20 protein-coding genes are annotated in these 23,550 nt (G+C 64.7%); 3 read left to right on the top strand and 17 right to left on the bottom strand.

Annotated features, from left to right (window positions below):
* Positions 1–33 precede the first annotated feature (33 nt).
* The 4 genes from AAC077_RS18675 to AAC077_RS18660 form a co-directional block, all read right to left on the bottom strand.
* Positions 34–201: a hypothetical protein gene (locus AAC077_RS18675; protein ID WP_339772948.1), complete on the bottom strand. Its 168-nt coding sequence runs from the start codon at positions 199–201 to the stop codon at positions 34–36.
* Between the two features lie 69 nt (positions 202–270).
* On the bottom strand, positions 271–1,506 hold the full coding sequence (rmuC, locus tag AAC077_RS18670; protein WP_339772946.1) for a DNA recombination protein RmuC: 1,236 nt from the start codon (positions 1,504–1,506) through the stop codon (positions 271–273).
* Positions 1,503–3,347, bottom strand: coding sequence for a DNA mismatch repair endonuclease MutL (gene mutL / locus AAC077_RS18665; RefSeq protein ID WP_339772943.1), 1,845 nt, complete (start codon positions 3,345–3,347; stop codon positions 1,503–1,505). The genes rmuC and mutL overlap by 4 nt, the downstream gene beginning before the upstream one ends.
* A 167-nt stretch (positions 3,348–3,514) precedes the next feature.
* Positions 3,515–4,834 (bottom strand): nucleobase:cation symporter-2 family protein, encoded by a 1,320-nt coding sequence (locus AAC077_RS18660; RefSeq protein ID WP_339772940.1) that lies wholly within the window; start codon positions 4,832–4,834, stop codon positions 3,515–3,517.
* 232 nt (positions 4,835–5,066) lie between these two features.
* Between AAC077_RS18660 and uraH the strand changes: the two genes are divergently transcribed.
* A complete protein-coding gene (gene uraH / locus AAC077_RS18655; RefSeq protein ID WP_339772937.1) occupies positions 5,067–5,426 on the top strand; it encodes a hydroxyisourate hydrolase in 360 nt (119 codons plus the stop codon).
* A gap of 73 nt (positions 5,427–5,499) precedes the next feature.
* Here uraH and AAC077_RS18650 read toward each other — a convergent pair whose 3' ends face one another.
* From AAC077_RS18650 to AAC077_RS18620, 7 genes are all read right to left on the bottom strand, one after another.
* Positions 5,500–6,405, bottom strand: coding sequence for a metal ABC transporter permease (locus AAC077_RS18650; RefSeq protein ID WP_339772935.1), 906 nt, complete (start codon positions 6,403–6,405; stop codon positions 5,500–5,502).
* The gene (locus AAC077_RS18645; protein ID WP_339772932.1) at positions 6,402–7,607 is read right to left on the bottom strand and encodes an iron chelate uptake ABC transporter family permease subunit; all 1,206 of its coding nucleotides are present in this window, start codon (positions 7,605–7,607) and stop codon (positions 6,402–6,404) included. Before AAC077_RS18645 ends, AAC077_RS18650 begins: the two co-directional genes overlap by 4 nt.
* Positions 7,604–8,425, bottom strand: a complete 822-nt coding sequence (locus AAC077_RS18640; RefSeq protein WP_339772930.1) for a metal ABC transporter ATP-binding protein — start codon at positions 8,423–8,425, stop codon at positions 7,604–7,606. Before AAC077_RS18640 ends, AAC077_RS18645 begins: the two co-directional genes overlap by 4 nt.
* Before the next feature lie 3 nt (positions 8,426–8,428).
* Positions 8,429–9,415 carry a zinc ABC transporter substrate-binding protein gene (locus AAC077_RS18635; protein ID WP_339772927.1) on the bottom strand — a complete coding sequence of 329 codons (987 nt, stop codon included), beginning with the start codon at positions 9,413–9,415 and terminating at the stop codon, positions 8,429–8,431.
* 79 nt (positions 9,416–9,494) lie between these two features.
* Positions 9,495–10,445 carry an ATP-binding protein gene (locus AAC077_RS18630; RefSeq protein ID WP_339772924.1) on the bottom strand — a complete coding sequence of 317 codons (951 nt, stop codon included), beginning with the start codon at positions 10,443–10,445 and terminating at the stop codon, positions 9,495–9,497.
* Positions 10,433–11,119 (bottom strand): response regulator transcription factor, encoded by a 687-nt coding sequence (locus AAC077_RS18625; protein ID WP_339772921.1) that lies wholly within the window; start codon positions 11,117–11,119, stop codon positions 10,433–10,435. Before AAC077_RS18625 ends, AAC077_RS18630 begins: the two co-directional genes overlap by 13 nt.
* Positions 11,116–12,621, bottom strand: a complete 1,506-nt coding sequence (locus AAC077_RS18620; protein ID WP_339772918.1) for a DUF4173 domain-containing protein — start codon at positions 12,619–12,621, stop codon at positions 11,116–11,118. Before AAC077_RS18620 ends, AAC077_RS18625 begins: the two co-directional genes overlap by 4 nt.
* A gap of 169 nt (positions 12,622–12,790) precedes the next feature.
* Between AAC077_RS18620 and deoC the strand changes: the two genes are divergently transcribed.
* Together deoC and AAC077_RS18610 are read left to right on the top strand one after the other, a co-directional pair.
* Entirely contained in the window at positions 12,791–13,783 is a 993-nt protein-coding gene (gene deoC, locus AAC077_RS18615; RefSeq protein WP_339772915.1) for a deoxyribose-phosphate aldolase, read from the top strand.
* A 3-nt stretch (positions 13,784–13,786) separates the two neighbouring features.
* Entirely contained in the window at positions 13,787–16,105 is a 2,319-nt protein-coding gene (locus AAC077_RS18610) for an aldehyde dehydrogenase family protein (protein ID WP_339772913.1), read from the top strand.
* A gap of 219 nt (positions 16,106–16,324) precedes the next feature.
* On the opposite strand, the gene AAC077_RS18605 is transcribed toward AAC077_RS18610, so the two are convergent.
* The 6 genes from AAC077_RS18605 to AAC077_RS18580 all read right to left on the bottom strand — a co-directional run bounded on the left by AAC077_RS18605 (position 16,325) and on the right by AAC077_RS18580 (position 23,484).
* Entirely contained in the window at positions 16,325–17,644 is a 1,320-nt protein-coding gene (locus AAC077_RS18605) for a pitrilysin family protein (RefSeq protein ID WP_339772910.1), read from the bottom strand.
* Entirely contained in the window at positions 17,641–18,960 is a 1,320-nt protein-coding gene (locus AAC077_RS18600; protein ID WP_339772964.1) for a pitrilysin family protein, read from the bottom strand. Before AAC077_RS18600 ends, AAC077_RS18605 begins: the two co-directional genes overlap by 4 nt.
* A gap of 102 nt (positions 18,961–19,062) precedes the next feature.
* Positions 19,063–19,587 carry a DUF3035 domain-containing protein gene (locus AAC077_RS18595; protein ID WP_339772908.1) on the bottom strand — a complete coding sequence of 175 codons (525 nt, stop codon included), beginning with the start codon at positions 19,585–19,587 and terminating at the stop codon, positions 19,063–19,065.
* 67 nt (positions 19,588–19,654) lie between these two features.
* Positions 19,655–20,125, bottom strand: coding sequence for a signal peptidase II (gene lspA / locus AAC077_RS18590; protein WP_339772906.1), 471 nt, complete (start codon positions 20,123–20,125; stop codon positions 19,655–19,657).
* Between the two features lie 2 nt (positions 20,126–20,127).
* The gene (purH, locus tag AAC077_RS18585) at positions 20,128–21,717 is read right to left on the bottom strand and encodes a bifunctional phosphoribosylaminoimidazolecarboxamide formyltransferase/IMP cyclohydrolase (protein ID WP_339772903.1); all 1,590 of its coding nucleotides are present in this window, start codon (positions 21,715–21,717) and stop codon (positions 20,128–20,130) included.
* Between the two features lie 24 nt (positions 21,718–21,741).
* Positions 21,742–23,484 (bottom strand): heparinase II/III family protein, encoded by a 1,743-nt coding sequence (locus tag AAC077_RS18580; protein WP_339772900.1) that lies wholly within the window; start codon positions 23,482–23,484, stop codon positions 21,742–21,744.
* Positions 23,485–23,550 lie beyond the last annotated feature (66 nt).

The raw sequence follows: 23,550 nt of genomic DNA, 5'->3' as shown, positions 1-23,550 counted from the left end.
TCCGAAAAAACCACAGGTCGAAGCGATTGCCGCTTAGCCCTGTGGTTTTTTCGCCTCGGCAGCAGCCTTCATACGGGCCAGCAGCGCGGCCTTGTCGGTGCCTTTGCCAAAGGGATTCTTGTCGCTGCCCTTGGCGTTGTGTTCACTGTGACGCGGCGCGTTCTTGCCGACTTTGGCATTGCCTGATTTCTTGTAATCCACGGGGGGCGCCTTTCGCGGCTGAGGGATGGCTGCCTATGCCGCAAACCGCGGCACTGCACAAGCCTGCGTTCACGTCTCGGGCGGGGTCAGCGGCACAACGGCATCAGGGGCCTGATCGACTTCCTCGAAATCAAAGTTGTCCAACCGCGCCGCCCGCTTGCCGGCCCGTTCGGCGGCGGTGCTGATGCCGTCCAGATCCTTGCGTGCCTGTCCGAAATGCAGGTTCAGCTTGTCTACCCGTTCCACCACGATCTCAACGTCACGGTGCAACTGGCGCAAGGTGGTGCGAATGGCCCCCGCCTGTTCCCGCATCCGCGCGTCTTTCAAGATCGCGCGCATGGTGTTCAGCGTGGCCATGCAAGTGGTGGGCGACACGATCCACACCCGCGCATCGAACCCTGCGCGCACCAGTTCGGGAAAATTCGCGTGCAACTCGGCATAGACCGCTTCCGAGGGCAGAAACATCAGCGCGCCGTCGGCGGTTTCGCCTTCCAGGATGTACTTGGTCGAGATGTCATTGATGTGCTTCTTGACCGCCACACGCATCGCCTTGGCGGCCTCGTTCAGCTCCCAGTCGGTCTTGGCCTTGCGCAGCGCCTCGTAGGCTTCCAGCGGGAATTTGCTGTCGATCACAATGGGGCCGGGCGGGTTCGGCAGGTGGATCAGACAATCGGCCCGCCGCCCGTTCGAAAGCGTCGCCTGCATCTGGTAGCTGTCACGCGGCAGCGCCTTGCTGACGATGTCGGTCAACTGGATCTCGCCAAACGCGCCGCGCGTCTGCTTGTTCGACAGGATGTCCTGCAACGACAGCACGTCCCCCGACAGCTTGGTGATATTGTCCTGCGCCTTGTCGATGGACGCCAGCCGTTCCTGCAATTGTGTCAGGCTGGTGGTGGTCTGTTTCGACGATCCGTGCAGGGTCTCGCGCATCCGCTCCTGCATTTCGGTCAGCGCACGCTGGCTGCGCGCGGCGTTGTCGGCCAGCCGGTCCTGCATCTGCTGCTGCACATGGCCCAGCCGCGCCTCGACGGTCTGGATCATCTGCGCCTGCGCGTGTGCCTGCGTGTCGCTGACCGTCTGCAACCCGCCCTGAAGCTGCGCCTGCCCCATGCTCAACTGCTGCACATTCTGCCCCAGCATCTGCATCTGTTGCGACAGCGGCCCCGCCATCCGCGCACTGCGCCCCGCCGCCCGCACCGTGGCAACCAGCAACACCACGATCAGCAGCAACACCAGCCCAACCCCCGCAACGGCCAGCACCAGCGGATCGCTTAGCGTATAGGTTTGTCCTGCAATCTCGATCATGTGCGCCCAAACAGTCGTTCAATATCAGCCAGCTTCAGTTCCACGTAAGTGGGCCTCCCGTGGTTGCACTGCCCCGAATGCGGCGTTGCCTCCATCTCGCGCAGCAGCGCGTTCATCTCTTCGGCCCGCATCCAGCGGCCCGAGCGGATCGACCCATGGCAAGCCACACGGCTGAGAATAGCCTCGATCCGTGCCTGCACGGTCTGGCTGCTGCCCATGTCGTCCAGCTCGTCCAGAATATCCTTGATCATCGCCTCGGCGTTGACCTCGCCCAAGATGGCAGGGGTCTCGCGCACCGCGATGGCCCCGCCGCCAAAGGCTTCGATCCCCAGCCCCAGCCGCGCCAGATCGTCCGCCAGCTCCAGCAGACGGGCGCAATCGCCATCGCTCAGCTCGACAATCTCGGGGATCAGCAACGCCTGCGCGGCGACCCCGTTGTCCGCCATCTGGCGTTTCAGCTTTTCATAGACCAGCCGTTCGTGCGCCGCGTGCTGGTCCACGATCACCATGCCGGTGGCGGTCTGCGCGATGATGTAATTCTCGTGCACCTGCCCCCGCGCGGTCCCCAGCGGCAAGTCTTGCGGATCACTTTCCGCCACGGGCGCAGGTGCTGCCACCTGCCCGCTGTAATCCCGCGCCATCTCGGCAAACCCGCTGTGCTGCGGCGTCTGATAGGGCGCCGCCCGCAACCCAAGGCTGGGGCGGTCCATCTGGTAAACACGCGGCGCACCCGCATCCGTGCCTTCGGGCCGCATCGCCTCGATCACGCCCCCCGCCACGGTCGACGACGCGCGGTGCCCCGCGCCCGCCAGCGCATGACGCAAGGCCGATACGATCAGCCCCCGCGCCAGCGCCGGATCGCGGAACCGCACCTCGGATTTCGCAGGGTGCACGTTCACGTCCACCAACGTCGGATCACAATCCAAAAACAGCGCCGCCGCCGGATGCCGGTCGCGGCTGAGGAAATCGAAATAGGCCCCGCGCAGCGCCCCCACCAACAGCTTGTCACGCACGGGCCGCCCGTTCACGAACAGGTACTGCGCCACGGCAGAACCACGCGAATAGGTCGGCAAGGCCGCATAGCCGGTCAGGTGCAGCCCGTCGCGTTCAGCATCAATCGCCAAAGAATTGTCCGCAAACTCGCGCCCCAGCACCGTCGCCAGACGCCCGTGCAGCGCATCGAACATATCGCCTGACTGCGCCTCGGCCACGAACACCGTGCGCGGGCTGTCATTGCTGATGTCGCGCAGCTCGAACCGCACGAACGGCTCGGCCATCGCCAGCCGCTTGATGATGTCGGTGATCGCCTGCGCCTCGGCGCGGTCGGTGCGCATGAACTTCAACCGCGCGGGCGTGGCGTAAAACAGATCGCCCAGCGTCACCACCGTGCCCGCGTTCAGCGCCACGGGCCGCACCTTGCCCATCGCACCGCCGTCCACCTTGATCTGGAACGCCTCGGCCCCCGGCACGCGGCTGGCAATGCTCAGTCGGCCCACCGCACCCAGACTGGGCAGCGCCTCGCCGCGAAAGCCGAATGTGTGAATGTTCAACAGGTCCGACCCGTCAATCTTCGACGTGGCATGACGGCTTAGCGCCAGCGCCAGATCATTGCCCGCAATGCCACAACCGTCATCGGTCACACGGATCAGCGTCTTGCCACCATCCGCAATGTCGATGGTCACCCGCCGCGCACCCGCGTCCAGCGCGTTTTCGACCAGCTCCTTGACCGCCGAGGCAGGGCGTTCCACAACTTCGCCCGCCGCAATGCGGTTGATCGCACCCTCGTCCAACTGCCGGATCACCGGGCGTGAATCGTTGATATTGTTGTCTGCTATGGCCATGCCGCCATATCTAGCATGCGACACGCCGATTCTAAAAGCATGAAGCCGCAGCTATCCACCGCCCATTTCCAGCCCCCGCCATGGCAAAAGGGGCAAGCCGCCAATCGCGCCCCGCCCCTTCTGAGGTTCAAAAAATCCGCCCCGAAGGACCGGTTTGCAGCAACCCGTCAAATCTCCTCTGGCAGAACCAGGTTCAACACAACCGCCACCAGCGCCGTCGGCGCCACCGCACTCGTGGCCAGCGTCAGCACCACGCCGGGCAGATATTGCACCGCCGTCGGCACCAGGTTCAGACCCAAGCCCGCCGTCAGCGACACGGCAATGATCACCATGTTCCGGCGGTTCATCCTGACCTCGGTCAGCACGTTCAGCCCCGCCGCCGCCACCATGCCAAACATCACGATCACCCCGCCGCCCAGCACCGGCAGCGGCATCGACGCGATCACTGCCCCGATCTTGGGCAGCAGCCCGCACACGATCAGCACCAGCCCGCCAATGGTCACCACATGGCGCGACATCACCCCGGTCATGCCGACAATGCCAACGTTCTGGCTGAACGATGTGTTGGGCAAACCGCCAAAGACCGCCGCCACCGCTGTGCCCAGCCCGTCGGCATAGGTGGCGCCGGCAATCTCGTCATCCGTCGCCTCGCGCCCTGCGCCGGCCTTGGTGGTGGCCGACGCATCGCCCACGGTTTCAATCGCCGACACCACACACACCAGCGTCACCGCGATCACCGCGCCCAGATTGAACTCGAACCCGAAGGGCATCGGCGTGATGCCGGTGATCCACGCGGCCTTGCCCACCGCGGCAAAGTTCACCATCCCAAGCACGAACGACAGCACATAGCCCGCCAGCAACCCGATCAGAATGCCCGAATTGCTCAGCGATCCCTTGGCAAAGAATTTGACCGCCAGCGCCACGACAACCACGGTCAGCGCCACGGCCCAATGTTTCAGCGACCCGAAACTTTCCGCCGCCATCTGGAAATCGGCCGCCCCGCCTGCCGCGTATTTGATCGCGGTCGGGATCAGGTACAGACCAATCGCCAGAATGACCAATCCGGTGACCAGCGGCGGGAACAGCCAGCGCAGTTTCTTGATGAACGCCCCCAGACAGAAATGCAGGATACCCCCGATCAGACAGGCGCTGAGCGCCACGCCCATACCTTGCGTCGCGGCCACCCCCGCCAGCACCCCGACAAAGGCAAAGCTGGTGCCCTGCATGATCGGCAACCGCGCGCCCACAGGGCCAAACCCGATTGTCTGGAACAGCGTCGCAATGCCTGCAAACAGCATCGCCATCTGGATCAGGTACACCTGCTCCGGCCCGCCAAAGGCCAGCCCCGCCGCACCGGCCACGATGATCGACGGCGTGACGTTCGACGCAAACATCGCCAGAACATGTTGAAACCCCAGCGGAATCGCCTGGGCCATAGGAGGCGTCTCATTTGGGTCCGCATAGGCCCCCTGCGCAATATCGGTCATGATTTGATGTCCCTACACATGTCATTGGGCCGTCTTGATGCGGCTCCCAAAAACTATGCGGCTATGAAACGTGACCGATCAAGCAAAACCTCTTGCACAGTGGTGGCCGCGCACATCTTGCCCGAAACTTCGAGCAATAAGCACGCAAATGCGCGGGCATGGCGCGCGGAAAATCCTTTTGCGCTTGGGGCGTCGCTGTGGTCATGCTGTTCCAAAATCAGGAGAAAACGCCATGGCATCGGGATATTTGACAACGCATGTTCTGGACACCAGCACCGGCAAACCCGCCGCCGGTCTGTCCATCACCCTCTACCGGTTCGAGGCCACGGCCAAGGTCAAGGTGTCCCACATGGTCACCAACGCAGACGGTCGCACCGACAGCCCGATCCTGCCCGCAGATGGTTTTCGCGAGGGTCAATACGAGCTGGAATTCGAGGCGGGCGATTACTTTGACGCCATCGGGGTGCCTGCCGAAAGCCCGCGCTTTCTGAACCGCATCCCGATCCGCTTTGGCATCTCGGACATTGACGCGCATTACCACGTGCCGTTGCTGCTGTCGCCCTTTGGCTACTCCACCTATCGCGGCAGCTAATCCCCTTCATCTTGCCAGATAAACTCCGGGGGCGGCGCAAAGCGCCGGGGGGCAGCGCCCCCTGCAACCGCAGCTAACGCCGCGCCGGCCCGACCAGTGCAGCACCCGCCACAATCACACCCGACACCGTGGCGATCATCCCCGCCGCGCTAACCGAATCCTGCGCGCCCAGCCACAACGGCCCGTATCCTGCCAGCACATAACCGATCACCGCCGCCAGCGTCGCAAACAGAACCGACCATGCAATCTGCGTCTCCAGCCGGTTGGTCATCAGCCGCGCCGCCGCCGGCGGGCAGATGAACATCGCGATCACAATGATACTGCCCACCGCATCGAACGCCGCAACGGCAGCCACAGCCGCCACCACCACCAACGCCAGCCCCAAGGGCCCCGTGCGCAGGCCCATTGTGCGGGCAAACCCCTCGTCAAAGGTCGAGATTTTCAGCGGCCGCCAGAACACCGCGATAAACAGCGCCACCACCACAAGTGCTGCGACCATGCGGGGCAGCTCGACCGGCAGATAAGCCAGCGCCTGCGGGTCCCACAGCGACGACCAGCCGGTCGCGTCCAGCCAGATCAGGCTTTCCAGATTGCCATACAGCGCGTGCTCCACGTCCAGATGCACGCTGGATGTGTCCGACATTTCCAACAGCAGAACGCCGCCCGCAAACATGGTGGTGAACACCACGCCCATGGCCGCACCCGGCTCGATCTTGCCCAGCCGCCGGATCGCCTCGATGGCCGCCACAGCGACCAGCGCAGCCCCGGCCGCCCCCAGCAGCATCGGCACGCTGGCCACCAATCCGGTCACCAGGAACGCGACCACGATCCCCGGCAGCACCACATGGCTGATCGCATCCCCGATCAACGCCTGCCGCCGCAGCAGCAGGAAATTCCCCGGCAAGGCACAGGCAATGGCCACGCAGACACCGATCAGCATCGGCACCAAGGACAGCGGGACAAATTCGGAACCGGTCATGGCAGCATCACCTGTGGCGCGGGCAGGCGCGCGTCGATCTCGCGGACTTGGTCGGGGGTCAGCACGGTGCTCATCTCGGTCAGCCCGTCATAGCGCTGTGCGGCGGCGGCATAGGCCTGATCGCCGCGCACCACCTGCCAGCGGGCCTCGTCCAGCAGCGCCTTGGCCGCATGGGCGCGCCCCTTGTCGGTTGCCACGCCATCGCCCCGCATCAGCCCGCCGCGTTCCATCAGCCGCTGCGTCAGGCGTTCATAAATCGGCTGCCCCTGCGCCAGCGCCAGCAGCCCTTGGCGCAAATGCACGCGGCGCTGGTACTGGCGGTGCTGCACCACCGACGACACAACCCCGCGCCCCGGGGCGCACAGCAGCGACAGCATGAACAACACGAAACCCACCAGCACGATGATCGGCCCCGTCGGCACATCCGGCACCGCCGCCGAAATCGCAGCGCCCACATAGCCCGACAGCCCGCCGACAATGCCTGCGCCCAACAGCACACGGTCCACCCGCTCGGTCCAGAACCGTGCCGTCACGGGCGGAATGATCAGCAGCGCCACGATCAGGATCAACCCCACAATCTTCAGGCCCACAACCGTCACGGCCAGAACGATCCCCATCATCGCCAGATCAATCCGGTTCACATTCCGCCCCGTCGCACGGGCAAAGTCGGGGTCAAACGCCACCAGCGTCAGGGGTCGCCGCAGGATCAGCACCAGCGCCAGCGTCAGCGCCGCCGCCAGCACCAGCACCAGCGCATCGCTTTGCAACATGCCGGCGGTCGACCCCAGCAGGAAACTTTCCAGCCCCGCCTGCCGTCCGCTCGACATGGTCTGGATATAGGTCAGCACCACGATGCCAAAGCCGAAGAACACCGACAGCACGGCACCAATGGCCGCATCCTCGGCCAACCGCGTGCGGGTGCTCAGCCAGTTCACGCACAGCAGACCGATGGCCGCCGACACCGCGCCACCGGCCAGCAGGCCGATCAGGTTCCGCCCGTCCCCGCCCAGTGCCACCATCACCACAAAGGCCAGCCCGACACCGGGCAGCGTCGCGTGGCTGACCGCGTCACTGACCAGCGCGCGTTTGCGCAGGAACAAAAACGATCCGCCCACGCCGCCAGCAACGCCCAGAATGCCCGCGCCCAACGTCACCAGCGTGGCGTTATACCCCAGCCCCAAAAGCAGCGCGTCCCAGATCATCGCGCGCCTGTCCCGCCAAGCGTATCGCCCAGCGCATCCATCTGCGCGCCGGCCAGCCGCCCGCCATAAGCGGTTTGCAGGTTCTCTTGGGTGAATGTCGTCTCGACCGGCCCTTCGGCCACAGCCTGCGTGTTGATCAGGAACACATCGTCGAAATAATCACGCACGGTGCTCAGGTCATGGTGCACGGCCACCACCGTCTTGCCCGCATCACGCAGGCCCTTCAGCACGTTGATAATCGCCTGCTCGGTCGCCGCATCGACGCCCGCGAACGGTTCGTCCAGCAGATACAGATCCGCCCCCTGCGCCAGCGCGCGGGCCAGAAACACCCGTTGCTGCTGCCCACCAGACAGCTGCCCGATCTGGCGGGTGGCGAAATCGGTCATGCCGACCCGCTCAAGGCAATCCATCGCCAGCCCGCGATGCTTGGCACGGACCCGGCCCAACAGACCCAACTGCCCGTACATGCCCATCAACACCACGTCGACCACCCGCGTGGGAAAATCCCAATCCACACTCGCCCGTTGCGGCACATAGGCGATGTGATCGCGCTGCCATGCCACCGGCTGGCCCAGCACGGTCACCGTGCCCGCCAGTGGCTTCAAAATACCCAATGCGGCCTTGAGCAGGGTCGATTTGCCCGCCCCGTTCGGCCCGATGATCGCGGTCATATGCCCCGCGCGCACCGTCATATCCACCGAAAACACCGCCGGTTTCTGGCCATAGGACACCGTCAGCCCCCGCACCGCCAGCGGGCTGTCCGCGCGGCGCTGCGCATCGGTGGCGGTGCCATTGTCGCGTGCAAGCTTCACACTCATGGCTCAGGCTCCCTGATTCAGTTGGCCGGACATCCCGCCCGCAGGCACATCCGCGCCCAGCGCACGGGCGATGGTGGTCACGTTGTGGTCGATCATGCCGATATACGTCCCCTCATAGGTGCCGTCCTGCCCCATGGCATCGCTGAACAACTCGCCCCCCACGCGCACATCATGACCACGGGCCGCAGCGCCCTCGACCAGTGCACGCATGTTGCGGTCCGACACCGAGCTTTCGACAAAAACCGCACTCAGCCCCCGCGTGACGATGGTATCGACCAGCGCGCTGACGCGGTGCAGCCCCGCCTCGCTCTCGGTGGAAATGCCCTGAATGCCGATCACCTCGAACCCATAGGCGCGCCCGAAATAGCCAAAGGCGTCATGCGCCGTCAGCAAAACCCGTTGTTCCGGCGGCAGCTGTTCCAGCGTGTGTCGGGCGTAAACGTCCAACGCACCCAATCGCGCTGCATAGGCTTGCGCATTGGCGGCAAAGACATCGGCCATCTCGGGGCGCACCTGGCCCAGCACGCGGCCAATCTCGGTCACCACGCCGGTGAACATCTCCGGCGCCATCCAGACGTGCGGATCATAGCGGTTTTCATAGTCTGCATTGGCCAAAAGCTGCTCTTTGGGCAGCGCCTCGGCCACGGCAAAAACCTGACGCTGACGCGCAAGCTTATGAAAGAAATCCTCCATCTGCGCCTCAAGGTACAACCCGTGCCACAGAACCACATCGGCGCGGGTCATGGCGACAATGTCGCTGCGGGTCTGCCGGTACGAGTGCGGATCGACGCCCGGCCCCATCAGCGCCTTGACGACCACCGCATTGCCGCCAATCTCGCGCGTGGCGTCGGCGATCATGCCGGTGGTGGCGACCACGTTCAACGGGCCTGCGGCAAATGCCGGACGGGCCAGCGCGCTGACGGCGAGGGCTGCAAAACCACCCAAGGCGGCGCGGCGGGACAGGAAATCTGTGTGTGTGTTTTGTGTCATACTGCCAATATGAGAATCATTCGCAACAAGTCAAGCCAATTGAGAATGGTTCGCAAAAACGGACCGCAGTGACTGTTTTTCAATCGAAATAGATCACAAAGGCCGCTCCACCGCCGGTCACCTGATCGTCCAGCGCGATCCGCGCGCCATGGGCGGACAGCAAGGTTTGCACGATGGTCAGCCCCATCCCCGTGCCGCCCGCATCGCGCCGAGTGGTAAAGAACGGATCGAAAATGCGCCCCGCGTTGCCCGCGCCGATGCCCCGGCCATCATCCGCGATATGCAGCCGCTGCCCCCGACAGGCCAGCATCAGGCGCGTGGCCCCGTGCGCGGCGGCGTTCTGCGCCATCTGGTCGATCACCACGGTCAAATCGCCCAATGACAAGGGCACCGTGCCATCCTGTTCAACGACAATCTGCATATCGCCAACCGTCGCAGGCAGCGCCTGAACCTGCGTCTGCCCCGCCCCGCTGCTTTGACTGGCCGCCGCGTGGCGCTGCAATTGCGTCAGCAGCGCCTGCATCCGTGCCGCCGATGTCTCGATGGTGTCGATCAGTTGCGCCTGATCCCGCGCAGGCAGGTCCGACTGCAACAGTTCGGCCGCGCCGCGCAGGCTGGTCAGAGGCGACTTCAGCTCGTGCGTGACATGATCGGCATAAGCCCGCAGGCTGGCTGCCCGCGATTGCAGCGTGTCGCCCATGGCAATCACACTGGCCCCCAGCGCGCCAAACTCGGGCGTGCCGAAATGCTCGGGCGGGGTGGCGTCGCGGCGCCCCTCGCGCACGGCGCGCGCATAGTCGGTCAACCGCGCCACCGGCCGCAGCACCAGCCGCCACAGCAAAAACGCCAGCACCGCCGTGGACACCACCGCCATCCAGAAAATCAGCCAGCCGGTTTCGCCCCAGCCCAGAATGTTGCCTGCCAGCCGGAACCACACGATCCCGATCAGCGGCAGACACAGCACCGCCGCCAGCGTGCCGCCCATGACAAAGGCCAGCGGCGGGCGCCATTTCGCCTTTATCCGCGACATGGACCCATCCGCACCCCCACGCCGTGCACCGTCTCGACCGCATCGGCACAGCCTGCCTCGGCCAGCTTGGCCCGTAGGTTGCGCAAATGGCTGTCCACGGTCCGGTCGCTGACGTGAATGTTGGCGCCATACATCGCATCGGTCAGCGCGGGACGCGAGGCAACCTGCTCGGGCCGTTGCATCAGGTGGTCCAGCAGCGCCATCTCGCGGTTGGTCAGCGCCAGCGGCACCCCCGCGATGGCGCAGTGATGGCGCGCCGCGTCCACCTCCAGCACACCGCGCGTGCGCGTCGTGCCCTGCTGCGCCACGCTGCTGCGGCGCAGGATGGCGCGCACACGGGCCACCAGTTCACGGGGCGAAAACGGCTTGGTTACGTAATCATCACCGCCCAGCTCGAACGCCAGCACGCGGTCAATCTCGTCCTCGCGCGCGGTCAGGAACAGCACCGGCGTCTGGGTGGTCGTGCGCAGTTCGCGGCACATGGCCAACCCGTCCATTTCGGGCAAACCGATGTCCAGAACGATCAGATCAAACCGCCCCGACCGCCCCTTTGCCAACCCTTCGGCCCCGTCGCCCGCGGCCTCGGTGCGGTATCCGGCCTGCTCCAGCGCAATGCGCAGCACGTCACGGATTTGCGCATCATCGTCGACGATCAAAATGGTTTCGGCACTCATGGGGTGGTCAACTGCTTGGTTTCAATCGCCTGCAAGCTACGGCGCAGCCGCGCGTTGCGAAAGCCCCATTCCCGCCAGTCGTCAGGGTAAGACAGGTCCGGCCCGATGCCCGGCTGCATCATCGGGCACAGCGAATGGCCCACTTCAGCCTCGTAGCGGATGACAGCGGGCAAGGCCCCCTCGCCCAGATAGCGGCAGATATACCAACTGTCCTTTACCACATCCTGCGTCAGATTGTGCCGCGCGATGATCCCGTCAAAGCTGACAAAGGCGCAGACATACAGCGTCACCGCACCAATCCCGCCCGACCGCACCAGCATCCAGCCGGTGTGCTTGCGCGCCGCCACCTGCCAGACCACCACGCCCAGTCCGGCAGCCACCATGCCCATCCACACGAACGCCGCCAGCCGCAGCCGCGTCAGCCCGTAGACATCCACATAAAGGTCCAGCCGCACCACCGACGCCAGCACCAGCGCCAGCGTCTGCCCCAGCCAGACCAGCAACAGCACCCGCAACAGCGGCTTTTCCTCGGCAAAGGGGCGGGCCAGCACCGCGAACAGCCCCGCCAGCAACGCCGTCACCAGCAACGGATAGGCCCCGCGATGGGCATAAGCCGCATGGCTCATCCCCTCGGGCAGGCCTGCGTCACCGTACAGCAGCACAATGTCCATGACCGTCTGAACCGCGAACATCGCATTGTACAACACCAGCGACCGCGCAACCGATTCTGCGTTGATCATGCCCACGCGGCGCACCGTCTGGCGTGCGGGGGCCGGTGTCAGCCTGGCGTTCAAACGCGCCGCCACCAGACAAGGCCAGATCAACAAGGCCATCAACCCCCAGAAGACCGCCCGCATGGGGTCCATAGCGGGCAGGCGCACGTCGCCCAGCCCCTGCAACCAGCGGTCCAGCACCGGATTGGCCCCCACCAGCAGCATCGCGAAAACGCCGCCCAGAACCACCGGCACCGCCCAGGCACGCACCAGGCGCCCCATGTCCCAGCCGGTCGGGTTCACCTCGGCCACCTGCCGCGCGGCCTGCACCCCGTCGCGCACGGTGACCGCGGGGCCGACCCACCAAAACCGCAGCGCACTGCGGATCATCGCAGCCCGCCGTATGCCTGCGACAAAGACCACGACCAGCGACAGCCCCACCATCGCAATCACCACCGACAGCGGCTGCACCAGCTCGACCAGCGGCAGCACCGCCAGCGCCACACCGCCGCCCGCCTGCCACGCCACCCGCGCCGACACATCCGCCAGCCAGATCGCCACGCCACCCAGGATCGCGCAGAACAGCGCCAGCGATACGCCCGGCAGGACCTGCCACACCAGAACATCCGCCAGCGCGATCAGCGCCACCAGCAGCGCCAGCCGCACCATCCCCGCACGGCTGCCCCGCCGCTCGGTCCCTCTGCGGGGGGCCGGCCGGTCGATCCCGCCCAGCCACCAGCCATCGCGTTGCATCGCCAGCGGCACGCCGCGCATCATTGCCGTTTTCATATGATCTGCCTCTCAAGTCATTTTTCTGCCCCCCTTGATGCCCGCCCATTCGCGTAAACCCCGCGCCCCGTTTGTGCAGTTTTTGCGCAAAGGCTGACGCCGCGCCGCACCTTGCGCTTGTGACGCGCCCGTGCCAGTTTTCAGGCCTTGTTCCCTTGAAGGTGACCCCATGCTTCAACCCGCCACCACATCGCAGGACGCGCACCTGCCGCAACTGACCCTGACCCGCAATCCGGGCATGGATCTGGACATGAACTGGGTCCGCTCGGTACAGGCCAACACCTCGGCCATCGAACGCCGGGCCGCGACATTGCCCGCACGCCGGTCGGTGAAAAAGGACTATCAGGCGGCATGGCTGCTCAAGGCCGTGACCTGCATCGACCTGACCACCCTGTCGGGCGACGACACCGCCGCCCGCGTCCGCCGCCTGTGCGCCAAGGCGCGCCATCCGGTGAACGCCCAAGTGCTGGCCGCACTGGACATGCCCGGCATCACCACCGGCGCGGTCTGCGTCTATCACGAAATGGTCGAAACCGCCGTCGCCGCGCTGGATGGCTCGGGCATTCCGGTGGCTGCCGTCTCCACCGGCTTTCCTGCGGGCCTGTCCGCCTTCGATCTGCGAATCGAGGAAATCCGCCGCAGCGTCGCCGCAGGGGCATCCGAAATCGACATCGTCATTTCCCGCCGGCACGTGCTGGAAGGCAACTGGCAGGCGCTCTACGACGAAATGCGCGAAATGCGCGCCGCCTGCGGCGAGGCCCACGTCAAGGCGATCCTGGCCACCGGCGAACTGGGCACCCTGCGCAACGTCGCCCGCGCCTCGCTGGTGTGCATGATGGCCGGTGCCGATTTCATCAAGACATCCACCGGCAAGGAAAGCGTGAACGCCACCCTGCCCGTCAGCCTGACCATGATCCGCGCGATCCGCGACTATCACACCGCCACCGGCATTCACGTCGGCTACAAACCCGCAGGCGGGATTTCCAAGGCCAAGGACGCGATCACCTATCTTGCCCTGATCAAGGAAGAGCTGGGCGCGCGCTGGCTGCAACCCGACCTGTTCCGCTTTGGCGCGTCGTCCCTGCTGGGCGACATCGAACGCCAGCTTGAACACCACGTCACCGGCAACTATTCCGCCGCTCACCGCCATCCGATGGGATAAATCATGACCGTGAAAGAGATTTTTCAGACGATGGACTATGGCCCCGCCCCCGAATCCGCCGAAGAGGCGCTGACATGGCTTGTCGATCAAGGCAGCCGTTTCGGCCATTTCATCGACGGCCAGTTCACCAAACCCGGCAAGGGTTTTGACAGCACCAACCCCGCCACGGGCGAGGTGCTGGCCACCCTGACACAAGCCACGCAATCCGACGTGGACAGCGCCGTATCCGCCGCCCGCAAGGCCCAGCCGAAGTGGGAAAAACTCGGCGGTCCGGGCCGTGCGCGTGTCCTCTATGCCATCGCGCGCCTGCTGCAAAAACACAGCCGCCTGTTCGCGGTGCTGGAAACCCTCGACAACGGCAAACCGATCCGCGAAAGCCGCGACATCGACATTCCACTGGCCCAGCGGCATTTCTACTATCACGCGGGCATGGCCCAACTGATGGAAGACGCCCTGCCCGACCGCGCGGCCCTGGGCGTCTGTGGTCAGATCATCCCGTGGAACTTCCCGCTGCTGATGCTGGCCTGGAAAATCGCGCCCGCGCTGGCGATGGGCAACACCGTGGTGCTGAAACCGGCGGAATACACTTCGCTGACCGCCTTGCTGTTTGCCGACATCTGCCGTCAGGCCGTCCTGCCTGCGGGCGTGGTCAACATCGTGACCGGCGACGGGGCGGTGGGCGAGATGATCGTGAACGCTCCCGTCGACAAGATCGCCTTTACCGGCTCCACCGCCGTGGGCCGCCGCATCCGCGAGGCGACGGCAGGCACCGACAAGGAACTGACGTTGGAGCTGGGGGGCAAGTCCCCCTACATCGTCTTTGACGACGCCGATCTGGATTCGGCTGTCGAAGGGCTGGTCGATGCCATCTGGTTCAATCAGGGACAGGTCTGCTGCGCCGGTTCGCGCCTGTTGGTGCACGAACCCGTGGCCGAACGGTTCTATGCCAAACTGCGCGCCCGCATGGACAAGCTGCGCATCGGCAACCCGCTGGACAAAAGCATCGACGTCGGCGCCATCGTCGATGCGACCCAGCTAAAAACCATCACCGACATGGTCGCCGCCAACAACGACGGCAACATGCACCAGACGGCGGGCGACATGCCTGCGCAGGGCTGTTTCTACCCGCCAACCCTGATCACCGGCCTCGATACCGCGCACCCGCTGATGCAAGAGGAAATCTTTGGCCCCGTTCTGGTCGCCACCACCTTCCGCACACCTGCCGAAGCGGTCGAGCTGGCCAACAACACCCGCTACGGGCTGGCCGCGACCCTGTGGACCGAAAACATCAACCTCGCGCTGGACGTGGCCCCGAAACTGGCCGTCGGCGTGGTCTGGACCAACGCCACCAACCTCTTTGACGCCGCCGCAGGCTTTGGCGGCGTGCGCGAAAGCGGCTTTGGCCGTGAAGGCGGCTGGGAAGGGCTGGCGGCTTACACTAAACCCAAAGACACCAAGAAACCCCTGCCGCTGATCACCCCCTTCGAAGGTGACAAAGGCCCCGCCGACGGCATCGACCGCACCGCGAAACTGTACATCGGCGGCAAACAGGCGCGCCCCGACGGCGGCTATTCGACGCCGGTCTATGGCAAGAACGGCAACCTGCTGGGCCACGCGTCCCAATCGGGCCGCAAGGACGTGCGCAACGCGGTCGAGGCAGCGCAGGCCGCAAAAGGCTGGGGCAAGACCACCGGCCACCTGCGCGCGCAAATCTTGTACTACATTGCCGAAAATATGTACGCACGCGCGGACGAGTTCGCGGCGCGGATAAACGCGCTTCAGGGTGGCCGCACCGGCGCGCAAGAGGTGCAAGACAGCATCAACACCCTGTTCACCGCCGCAGCCTGGGCCGACAAATACGACGGACAGGCCCACGGCGTCCCGATCCGCGGCGTGGCGCTGGCGATGAAAGAACCCACCGGCGTGATCGCGGCACTGTGCCCCGACGCGCATCCCTTGCTGGGTCTGGTGTCGCTGATGGCCCCCGCCATCGCCATGGGCAACCGCATCATCCTGGGCGCGTCGCAACCCTTTCCGCTGGTCGCCACCGACTTCTACCAGATCCTCGACACCTCGGACGTGCCTGCGGGCGTGGTCAACATCCTGACCGGCCCGCACGATGCACTGGCTGGCACAATGGCGCGCCACATGGACATCGACGCGGTCTGGTCCTTCTCGGACCCGGCCCTGTCGGAAACCATCCGCAAAGGATCGGCCAGCAACCTGAAACGCACATGGATCGGCACCAGCCTGCCCACCATGAGCGACACGCTGACTGCGTCCACAGAGGTCAAAAACATCTGGATTCCTTACGGCGAATAACGGATTTCTTTTGGCTCTAAATATCCCGGAGTTTGAGGCAGAGCCTCAACAAAAATACGCCCGCCAATAAGCGTTTCGCGTTAAGTTTGTATCACCCAACGCTGCCTGAAATCATAGATTTCAACGCGTTGGGTGATAAGAGATTTCTTGTTGTAAACGCGAAACGCTTTAGGCGGGCGCAAATATCGAACGACCCGTCAGGGTCTCAATTCCACCAAATCACTTAGGCAGCGGCCCGGTTTCCAAACCAACAGGTTTCCCCACAACCACAAACTGCAACCCGCCGGGGTCCAGCAATTCGCCCGCAACCCGTTTCACATCGGCCAGCGTCACCGCCTCGACCTTTTCGTTGCGCGTGGCGATGTAGTCGATGGGCAGGCCCAGCATCTGCATCCCCACCATGATCTGCGCAATCGGCCCGTTGCCGTCAAACCGCAGCGGATAGGCGCCGGTCAGATAGGTCTTGGCGTCGCGCAGCTCGTCTTCGGTCACACCTTCGGTGGCGGCCTTGGACCATTCATCGCGGATCACGGCAATTGCATCGGCAATCCGGTCATTGGCCGAGGCAACGCTCCCCATATAGACCGCCGCGTAATCGCGCGGCACCAGATAGGAATATACCCCATAGGTCAGCCCGCGCTTTTCGCGCACTTCGGTCATCAGACGGCTTTCGAACGACCCGCCGCCCAAAATCTGGTTCAACACCGTGGCCGCAAAGAAATCGGGATCGTCCTGCGCCATGCCACCCTGACCAAACAGCGCCACGGATTGCGGCGTGTCATAGTCGATCACGGTCACGCCTGCGGGAATGGTCACCTCTGCCGCCTCGGGCAACGGCGCGCCGGTGTCGGGCAAATCGCCCAGCAGCTTGTCCAGCAGCGGGCCCAGTTCCTCGGGGGTGATGTCGCCCACCACGCCCACGTACAAACGGTCCTTGGCCAACACCGCATGTTGCGCCGCCACCAGATCGTCACGGGTCAGCGCCGAGACGCTTTCAGCCGTGCCTCGAAAGGACGTGCCATAGGGATGATCGCCATAAGCCAGCTTGTCGAATTCGCGGCTGGCCAGTTCGTCGGGGTCCTTGTCGTCCGACGCAAGGCCGGTCAGCACCTGCTGGCGCACCCGCTCGACCGCATCGGGGGCGAATGTCGGCTCCAGCAGCGACGCGCGCAGCAAGTCGACCGCCTGATCGCGGTTCTCGGTCAGAAAACGGGCCGACACGGCCAGCGAATCGTCGCCCACGTCATAGCCGAAGGATGCCGCCAACCCTTCCAGCGCACGGGCAAAGCCGCGCGCGTCCAGGTCGCCCGCGCCCTCTTCCAGCAGTCCGGTCATCAGGTTGGTCGCCCCACGCTTGCCCGGCGCATCCAGCGACGCACCGCCGCGGAACCGCAGTTCCATCGCCGTGAACGGAATAGACGGTTCCTGCACCAGCCACGCGGTGATCCCGCCGGGGCTGACAACTTCGGTGATCTCGACCTCGGCGCGGGCGGGCAGCGCCAGCACCACGGTCATCATCAACGCCAGAATATATCTCATTGGTCTGCCTCCACGGGTTTCGCCAGCCAGCCGGTGACCGATCCTTCGATGCGCAGCACCTTTTTCGCCACGGCCATGATGTCGTCGGCCGTCACCGCTTGCAGTGCGTCAGGCCAGTCCTGCACATCCGCCACCGTCAGCCCCGACGCCAGCGCCGCACCATAACGATTGGCCACCCCATCGGCATCGTCGCGGGCATAGATCTGCTGCGCACGCAGTTGCAGCTTGATCCGCTCCAGTTGCTCGGCGTCCACGCCGTCCTGCATGAAACTGGCCAGCGCCGCATCCATCGCGTCCTCGACCTGTTGCAGGCCGACGTCCGGGCCAGGCACCACGATCAGGTCAAAGGTCGTGTCGTCCAGCGACACGCCGCTGTAGAACGCACCGGAATAAACCGCCACCTGCGTGTCGAATTGCAGCTTTTCGGTCAGATAAGACGTGGTGCCGCCGCCCAGAATCTCGGCCAGAATGGTCAGCGCCGCTGCGTCTTTCTGATCGCCCGCGTCCCGTTCGGGGGCCAGGTAGGACCGGTTCACATAGGGTTGCGCCACGCGCGGATCGCGAAAGATCACGCGGCGGGCGGCAGTTTGCGGCGGTTCCTGGGTGCGCAGACGCTCGGGCAGGTTCGGCTCGGCCGGGATCACGCCATAGTACCGCTCGGCCAGTGTCTTGACCTCGGCCGGGTCCACGTCGCCCGCAACAACTAGGATCGCATCGTTGGGCGAATAATAGATGTCGTAAAAGTTCAGCGCGTCGTCCAGATCCAGCGCCTGCATCTCGTGCATCCAGCCGATCACCGGCACGCCGTAGCGGTGGTTCAGATATTGCGCGGCGTTCATCTGTTCCCCGAACAGGGCACGCGGGTTGTTTTCGGTGCGCATGTTGCGCTCTTCGATGATCACATCGCGTTCGGTCTCGATGTTCTCGGGGGTCAGGGCCAGATTTTCCATCCGGTCCGCCTCCATCTTCATCATCAGTTCCAGCCGGTCGGCAGCGATGCGCTGGTAATAGGCGGTGTAGTCATAACTGGTAAAGGCGTTGTCGCGCCCGCCGTTGGCGGCCACCGTCGCCGACAGCTCGCCCGCGGCCATGTTGTCGGTGGCCTTGAACAGCAGGTGTTCCAGAAAGTGCGCCACGCCCGACGATCCCTTGGGCTCGTCCGCCGATCCGGCCTTGTACCACACCATATGCGTGACGACGGGCGCGCGATGGTCTTCGACGACGACCACCTGCATCCCGTTCTCAAGCTCGAATGTTGTGACGTTTTCGTTTGCCGCCCAGGCTGCCATAGGCAAAAGGGCCGCGATCAGTGCCATAGCGGCGCGCAGATGGGTCATCTGTAATCCTATTCCGGTCGCATTTGTAATGTCAGATGGTCATGCCACCGTCAGGATCAACCGTGGTGCCGTCTTTGTGACCTAGTTGCCGAAACGCGTGTTCGCAGGGGGCGCCGACGGCGTCGGCACACCTGCACGACGATAGCCTGCTGCCACCTTCTGCGCGTCGATTGCCTGACGTTTATAGGCCTGATTGTAGCGGTCGACCGGCACAAGGCGATACTGGGTGAAACGCCCGCGCCGCTTGCGGAACGCTTCGTCCTCGGCGGCCAGGGTGGCGCGAATGTCCGCTGTGCGGCCAAAGCGGCTGGCGTGGTTCACCACCGCGCCGTCGCTTGCGGGCACAGGGCCGGTGGCCGATCCACGGCGTCCACCCAGGGTGCTGGCGCTTTCTTCCAGGGGACGCAGATCGACCAGATTTGCCTGACCGGGCGTCGGTGCGGGCAAGGCTGCATAGCTGTCAGGTTCTTGCAGGGGCTTGGTCGGGGTCACGATGAATTCATCCGGCCCGTCCGATGTCCCACGCAGATCGCGCAGACCTGTGTTGGCGCAGGCCCCCAAAGCCAGCGTCACCGTCAATGCCATCAGTCCGCGTATCAGGCGCATCGCCGTCTCCCACCAATTGCCCAAACAGGCCTTTGCCCTCTGACTTATCGCAGCAGGCGGGGCAATGTCACGCCCGCTTTTTGTCCTGCGCGAAAATCACCAGCCCGATTGCCCCTGCAAAGATAAATATATCCCCGACGTTAAAGACAAACGGGTTGCTGATGCCGCAGCACGACATGTTCAGAAAATCCAGAACATAGCCATAGATCAAACGGTCCACCACGTTGCCCAGGGCACCGCCGACCAGCAGGCCCGCGCTGATAAAAACGATGGGCCGCTGGGCCGCGCCGCGCAGCCACCACAGCACGGCGCAGCAGATCAGCAACGCCAGCACCACAAGGACCCAGCGCCCCAGATCGCCGTCGCCATCCATCAGGCCAAAGTTGATGCCGCGGTTTTCGCCATAGCGAAAGTTCAGCAGCGGCGGCATCACGTCGATCGCCCGCACCCGAGCCAGCTCCATACCGTGCACGACGGCATATTTGCTGGCCTGATCCAGAAGCAGGGCGATCAACGCCGATATGGCAACCAGACGCATGATCAGTGCCGGAAGTGGCGCATACCGGTCAGCACCATCGCCAGACCGGCCTCGTCCGCAGCCGCGATCACCTCGTCATCGCGCATCGACCCGCCGGGCTGGATGATCGCGGTGGCGCCCGCTTCGGCGGCGGTGATCAGACCGTCGGCAAAGGGGAAAAACGCATCGGATGCCACGACCGACCCTTGGGTCAGCGGTGCCGAAAGGCCCAGTGCCTCGGCCATGTCCTGCGCCTTGCGCGCGGCGATGCGCGTGCTGTCCACGCGGCTCATCTGGCCGGCACCGACGCCCACGGTCGCGCCATCCTTGACGTAGATGATCGCGTTGGATTTGACGTGTTTCGCCACGGTCCAGGCGAACAGCAGATCGTTCAGCTCCTGTTCGGACGGGGCGCGTTTGGTCACGACCTTCAGATCGTCGCGGGTGATCCGGCCCACGTCCTTGTCCTGCACCAGAAAGCCGCCCGACACCTGCCGCACAGCCAGTGCAGCGGCGCCCGCAGTGGCCAGACCGTCGGTGGTCAGCAGACGCAGGTTCTTCTTTTGGCTAAAAATATCCATTGCCTCGGCGCTGGCACCGGGCGCGATCACAACTTCGGTAAAGATACCGGTGATCTCGCGCGCCGTGTCGGCGTCCAGCGGCTGGTTCAGGGCGATGATGCCACCGAACGCGCTGGTGCGGTCGCAGTCGAACGCACGGTTGTACGCTTCTTTCAGCGTCGCACCGCGCGACACGCCGCAGGGGTTGGCGTGTTTGATGATGGCGCAGGCGGGGCCTTGGGCCGGATCAAACTCGCTGACCAGCTCGAACGCCGCGTCGGTGTCGTTGATGTTGTTATAGGACAGTTCCTTGCCCTGATGCTGCTTGGCTGTGGCCACTCCGGCGCGCGCGCTGCCGTCGGTGTAGAACGCCGCCGCCTGATGCGGGTTTTCGCCGTACCGCAGACCCTGCGCCAAAGTGCCGGCAAAGCTGCGGCGGCGCGGGGTGCCGTCGACCTGGGCGGCCATCCATGTGCTGACGGCGGTGTCATAGGCCGCAGTCCGGCCATAGGCGGTCTGTGCCAGACGCTGCCGCAGGGCATAGGTGGTCTGACCGTCGTTGGCCTCAAGCTCGGCCAGCACAACGTCGTAATCTTCGACGTCCACCACGATGTTCACAAACCCGTGGTTCTTGGCCGCCGACCGGATCATCGCAGGGCCGCCAATGTCGATGTTCTCGATCACCTCGTCATAGGCCGCGCCCTTGGCCACGGTTTCCTCGAAGGGGTAAAGGTTGACCACAACCAGATCAATCGCACCGATGCCATGTTCGTCCATCGCCGCGCGGTGGTCGGCATTGTCACGCAGGGCCAGCAGACCGCCGTGCACCACGGGGTGCAGCGTCTTGACCCGCCCGTCCATCATCTCGGGATAGCCGGTCACATCGGCCACATCCTTGACCGTCAGACCCGCCGCCCGCAATGCCGCAGCCGTGCCGCCGGTGCTCAGCAACTCAACCCCCCGCGCGGCCAAAGCCTGACCAAAGGGCACAAGGCCGGTCTTGTCAGATACGGAAATCAGCGCGCGGCGCACGGGATAGAGGTCAGTGGTCATGGTATTCAGCAGCCTTTTTGCGGCCTAATCGGCCAAATCAAGTTCATCTCGGGACAGGTCCCTGATGCCAATGGCAGTCTCCTGCGCCTTGGACAAGGACCAGCGAATGCGGGTGGCATACTGCATTGCGCGCCCCATGAGAACAATCTGTTGTGTCGCACGTGGCTTTAATCGGCCCTTTTCCAGGTAAACACTTGGGTCCAAACGCAATTCATAATTGCCATCATGGCGAAAAACCCAGATTTCACCGCTTTTCAGCGCCATCGAGATGGCCGCACCGCCCAAATCAAGGGTTGCGTCGACCTCGGGGTGCAGGTGAAATCGGATCGCGAATGGCACGCCTTGCAGCTTGCCTGCGTCCAATGCGCGGTCGAAACGGCGCTTGTCGGTGTCTTCCAGCGCCAGCAGCATATCCTCGCCCGCCATGCCGCGCCCGTCGAATGTCAGTTCCAGCGTGCGCGCGTGGGTCAGCCCGTGGGTGCTGACAAATCCGTCGTGCCCGCCCTGAAAGCGGATGCCGTCGTTGACCTGGCTCATTTCGATGGGCACCGATTGCGGCGTGTCCACCAGAATTTCGTTGGCATAAGCACGGTCGGCATCGCCCAGCCGCGCGCTGGAATAGCCGTCCAGCACCAGCGTGCTGTGCGACGGCGTGGCCCGCCCGGCCCGCCGCCATTCCGCCCCGAACGACCCGCCGGGGCCACAGTTCACAATCAACGGACGCCGCCCAGAGGTCAGCTCGAATGCCAGCGTCGAGGCATGGGCATTGCGGCTGGCCTTGCCGCTGGCGGGCGGGCTGGCGTCGACGATCACGCTGGTGCGCCCCGCGCTCAGCCGTGCATAGCCCATCGACAGCCCGTCCGGTTGGCGTGTCTTGATGCCACTGGCAGCCAGCGCGTGATCCAGCCACCCCTCTTGTCCGCGCCCGCCCCCATGGAACCGCGCCAGCGCGCCGTCGGAATGGCGCAGGGTGCGCAAGGTCGGGGCCACGCGTTCGATGGCGTCCAGATGGGCGGCAGGGGCTTCGCGGCCTGCCTCGCTCAGGGTTGCGGCGGCCCATGTCAGCAGGGTGAACACATCCAGCAGTTCTTCGGGGTTGCGGGTGGGCAGGCCGCCCTGTTCGTCGATCTGGCTTTCGCATTCCCGCGCCAATGCCTTGATCGCAGGCTCGGCCAGCGTCTCCATCCCTTCCAGCGACAGCCCCGCATAGATCAGCCCGGTCAGCGCCTCGAACCGGGGCAGGCCGGGTGCTGCGGAATGCCAGCGTTTCGACAGGAATACCGTTTGCTGCGCCAGTGAACGATAGAACGCATCGCTTTGGTCTTTGTCCTGCCCGCGCAACACGAACAGCGCGTGGTTGATCCAGCGGATCAGCCGACGCCCCGTCAGATCGGGCGTCCAGCCTGCCCCCGCGCCCTTGCCATACCGGTCGATCCAGCCCCACAGCCAGCGCTGCGCCGCCTCGCGGGTGGCGATGTCACCGACGGCGGCCAGATCATCCAGCCAGGCAAAGCCGTGCAATTCGTCGGCAAAGGCCGCATCGGGCACGGTCAGATCCCACAGGCCCACATCGGGGGCCGCGATCAGGTGCCCGGCAAACAGGTAGTTGCCCGCCGACAGTTGCCGCCCGCGCGCATAGCTGCCGATGGTTTTGGGTTCGGGGGACGACACGAACGCCGTCGCCGCCCGCGCACGGGTGGCCAACCGGGCATGTAGCCGGTTGAGAAAACGCGCCTTGCGCGCGGTGAACCCCGCGGGTTCAGACATGGGTGTATCCCGTCATGGGGTCTGTCTCGCTGCCTCGTGCACTGTGGCTGTGCGCTCTGATGGCGC

The organism is uncultured Pseudosulfitobacter sp., assembly GCF_963976325.1.
GTDB lineage: Bacteria > Pseudomonadota > Alphaproteobacteria > Rhodobacterales > Rhodobacteraceae > Pseudosulfitobacter.
This window is presented reverse-complemented; position numbering and strand designations above follow the sequence as displayed.

Excerpts from the sequence above, each read along its gene's own strand:
- AAC077_RS18620 (WP_339772918.1), bottom strand. The coding sequence starts at position 12,621 with ATGAAAACGGCAATGATGCGCGGCGTGCCGCTGGCGATGCAACGCGAT.
- AAC077_RS18635 (WP_339772927.1), bottom strand. The coding sequence starts at position 9,415 with ATGACACAAAACACACACACAGATTTCCTGTCCCGCCGCGCCGCCTTG.
- AAC077_RS18580 (WP_339772900.1), bottom strand. The coding sequence starts at position 23,484 with ATGTCTGAACCCGCGGGGTTCACCGCGCGCAAGGCGCGTTTTCTCAAC.
- deoC (WP_339772915.1), top strand. The coding sequence starts at position 12,791 with ATGCTTCAACCCGCCACCACATCGCAGGACGCGCACCTGCCGCAACTG.
- AAC077_RS18595 (WP_339772908.1), bottom strand. The coding sequence starts at position 19,587 with ATGCGCCTGATACGCGGACTGATGGCATTGACGGTGACGCTGGCTTTG.
- AAC077_RS18600 (WP_339772964.1), bottom strand. The coding sequence starts at position 18,960 with ATGGCACTGATCGCGGCCCTTTTGCCTATGGCAGCCTGGGCGGCAAAC.
- AAC077_RS18630 (WP_339772924.1), bottom strand. The coding sequence starts at position 10,445 with ATGTCGCGGATAAAGGCGAAATGGCGCCCGCCGCTGGCCTTTGTCATG.
- AAC077_RS18640 (WP_339772930.1), bottom strand. The coding sequence starts at position 8,425 with ATGAGTGTGAAGCTTGCACGCGACAATGGCACCGCCACCGATGCGCAG.
- lspA (WP_339772906.1), bottom strand. The coding sequence starts at position 20,125 with ATGCGTCTGGTTGCCATATCGGCGTTGATCGCCCTGCTTCTGGATCAG.
- AAC077_RS18625 (WP_339772921.1), bottom strand. The coding sequence starts at position 11,119 with ATGAGTGCCGAAACCATTTTGATCGTCGACGATGATGCGCAAATCCGT.
- AAC077_RS18610 (WP_339772913.1), top strand. The coding sequence starts at position 13,787 with ATGACCGTGAAAGAGATTTTTCAGACGATGGACTATGGCCCCGCCCCC.
- rmuC (WP_339772946.1), bottom strand. The coding sequence starts at position 1,506 with ATGATCGAGATTGCAGGACAAACCTATACGCTAAGCGATCCGCTGGTG.
- uraH (WP_339772937.1), top strand. The coding sequence starts at position 5,067 with ATGGCATCGGGATATTTGACAACGCATGTTCTGGACACCAGCACCGGC.
- AAC077_RS18605 (WP_339772910.1), bottom strand. The coding sequence starts at position 17,644 with ATGAGATATATTCTGGCGTTGATGATGACCGTGGTGCTGGCGCTGCCC.
- AAC077_RS18645 (WP_339772932.1), bottom strand. The coding sequence starts at position 7,607 with ATGATCTGGGACGCGCTGCTTTTGGGGCTGGGGTATAACGCCACGCTG.
- AAC077_RS18650 (WP_339772935.1), bottom strand. The coding sequence starts at position 6,405 with ATGACCGGTTCCGAATTTGTCCCGCTGTCCTTGGTGCCGATGCTGATC.
- purH (WP_339772903.1), bottom strand. The coding sequence starts at position 21,717 with ATGACCACTGACCTCTATCCCGTGCGCCGCGCGCTGATTTCCGTATCT.
- AAC077_RS18660 (WP_339772940.1), bottom strand. The coding sequence starts at position 4,834 with ATGACCGATATTGCGCAGGGGGCCTATGCGGACCCAAATGAGACGCCT.
- mutL (WP_339772943.1), bottom strand. The coding sequence starts at position 3,347 with ATGGCCATAGCAGACAACAATATCAACGATTCACGCCCGGTGATCCGG.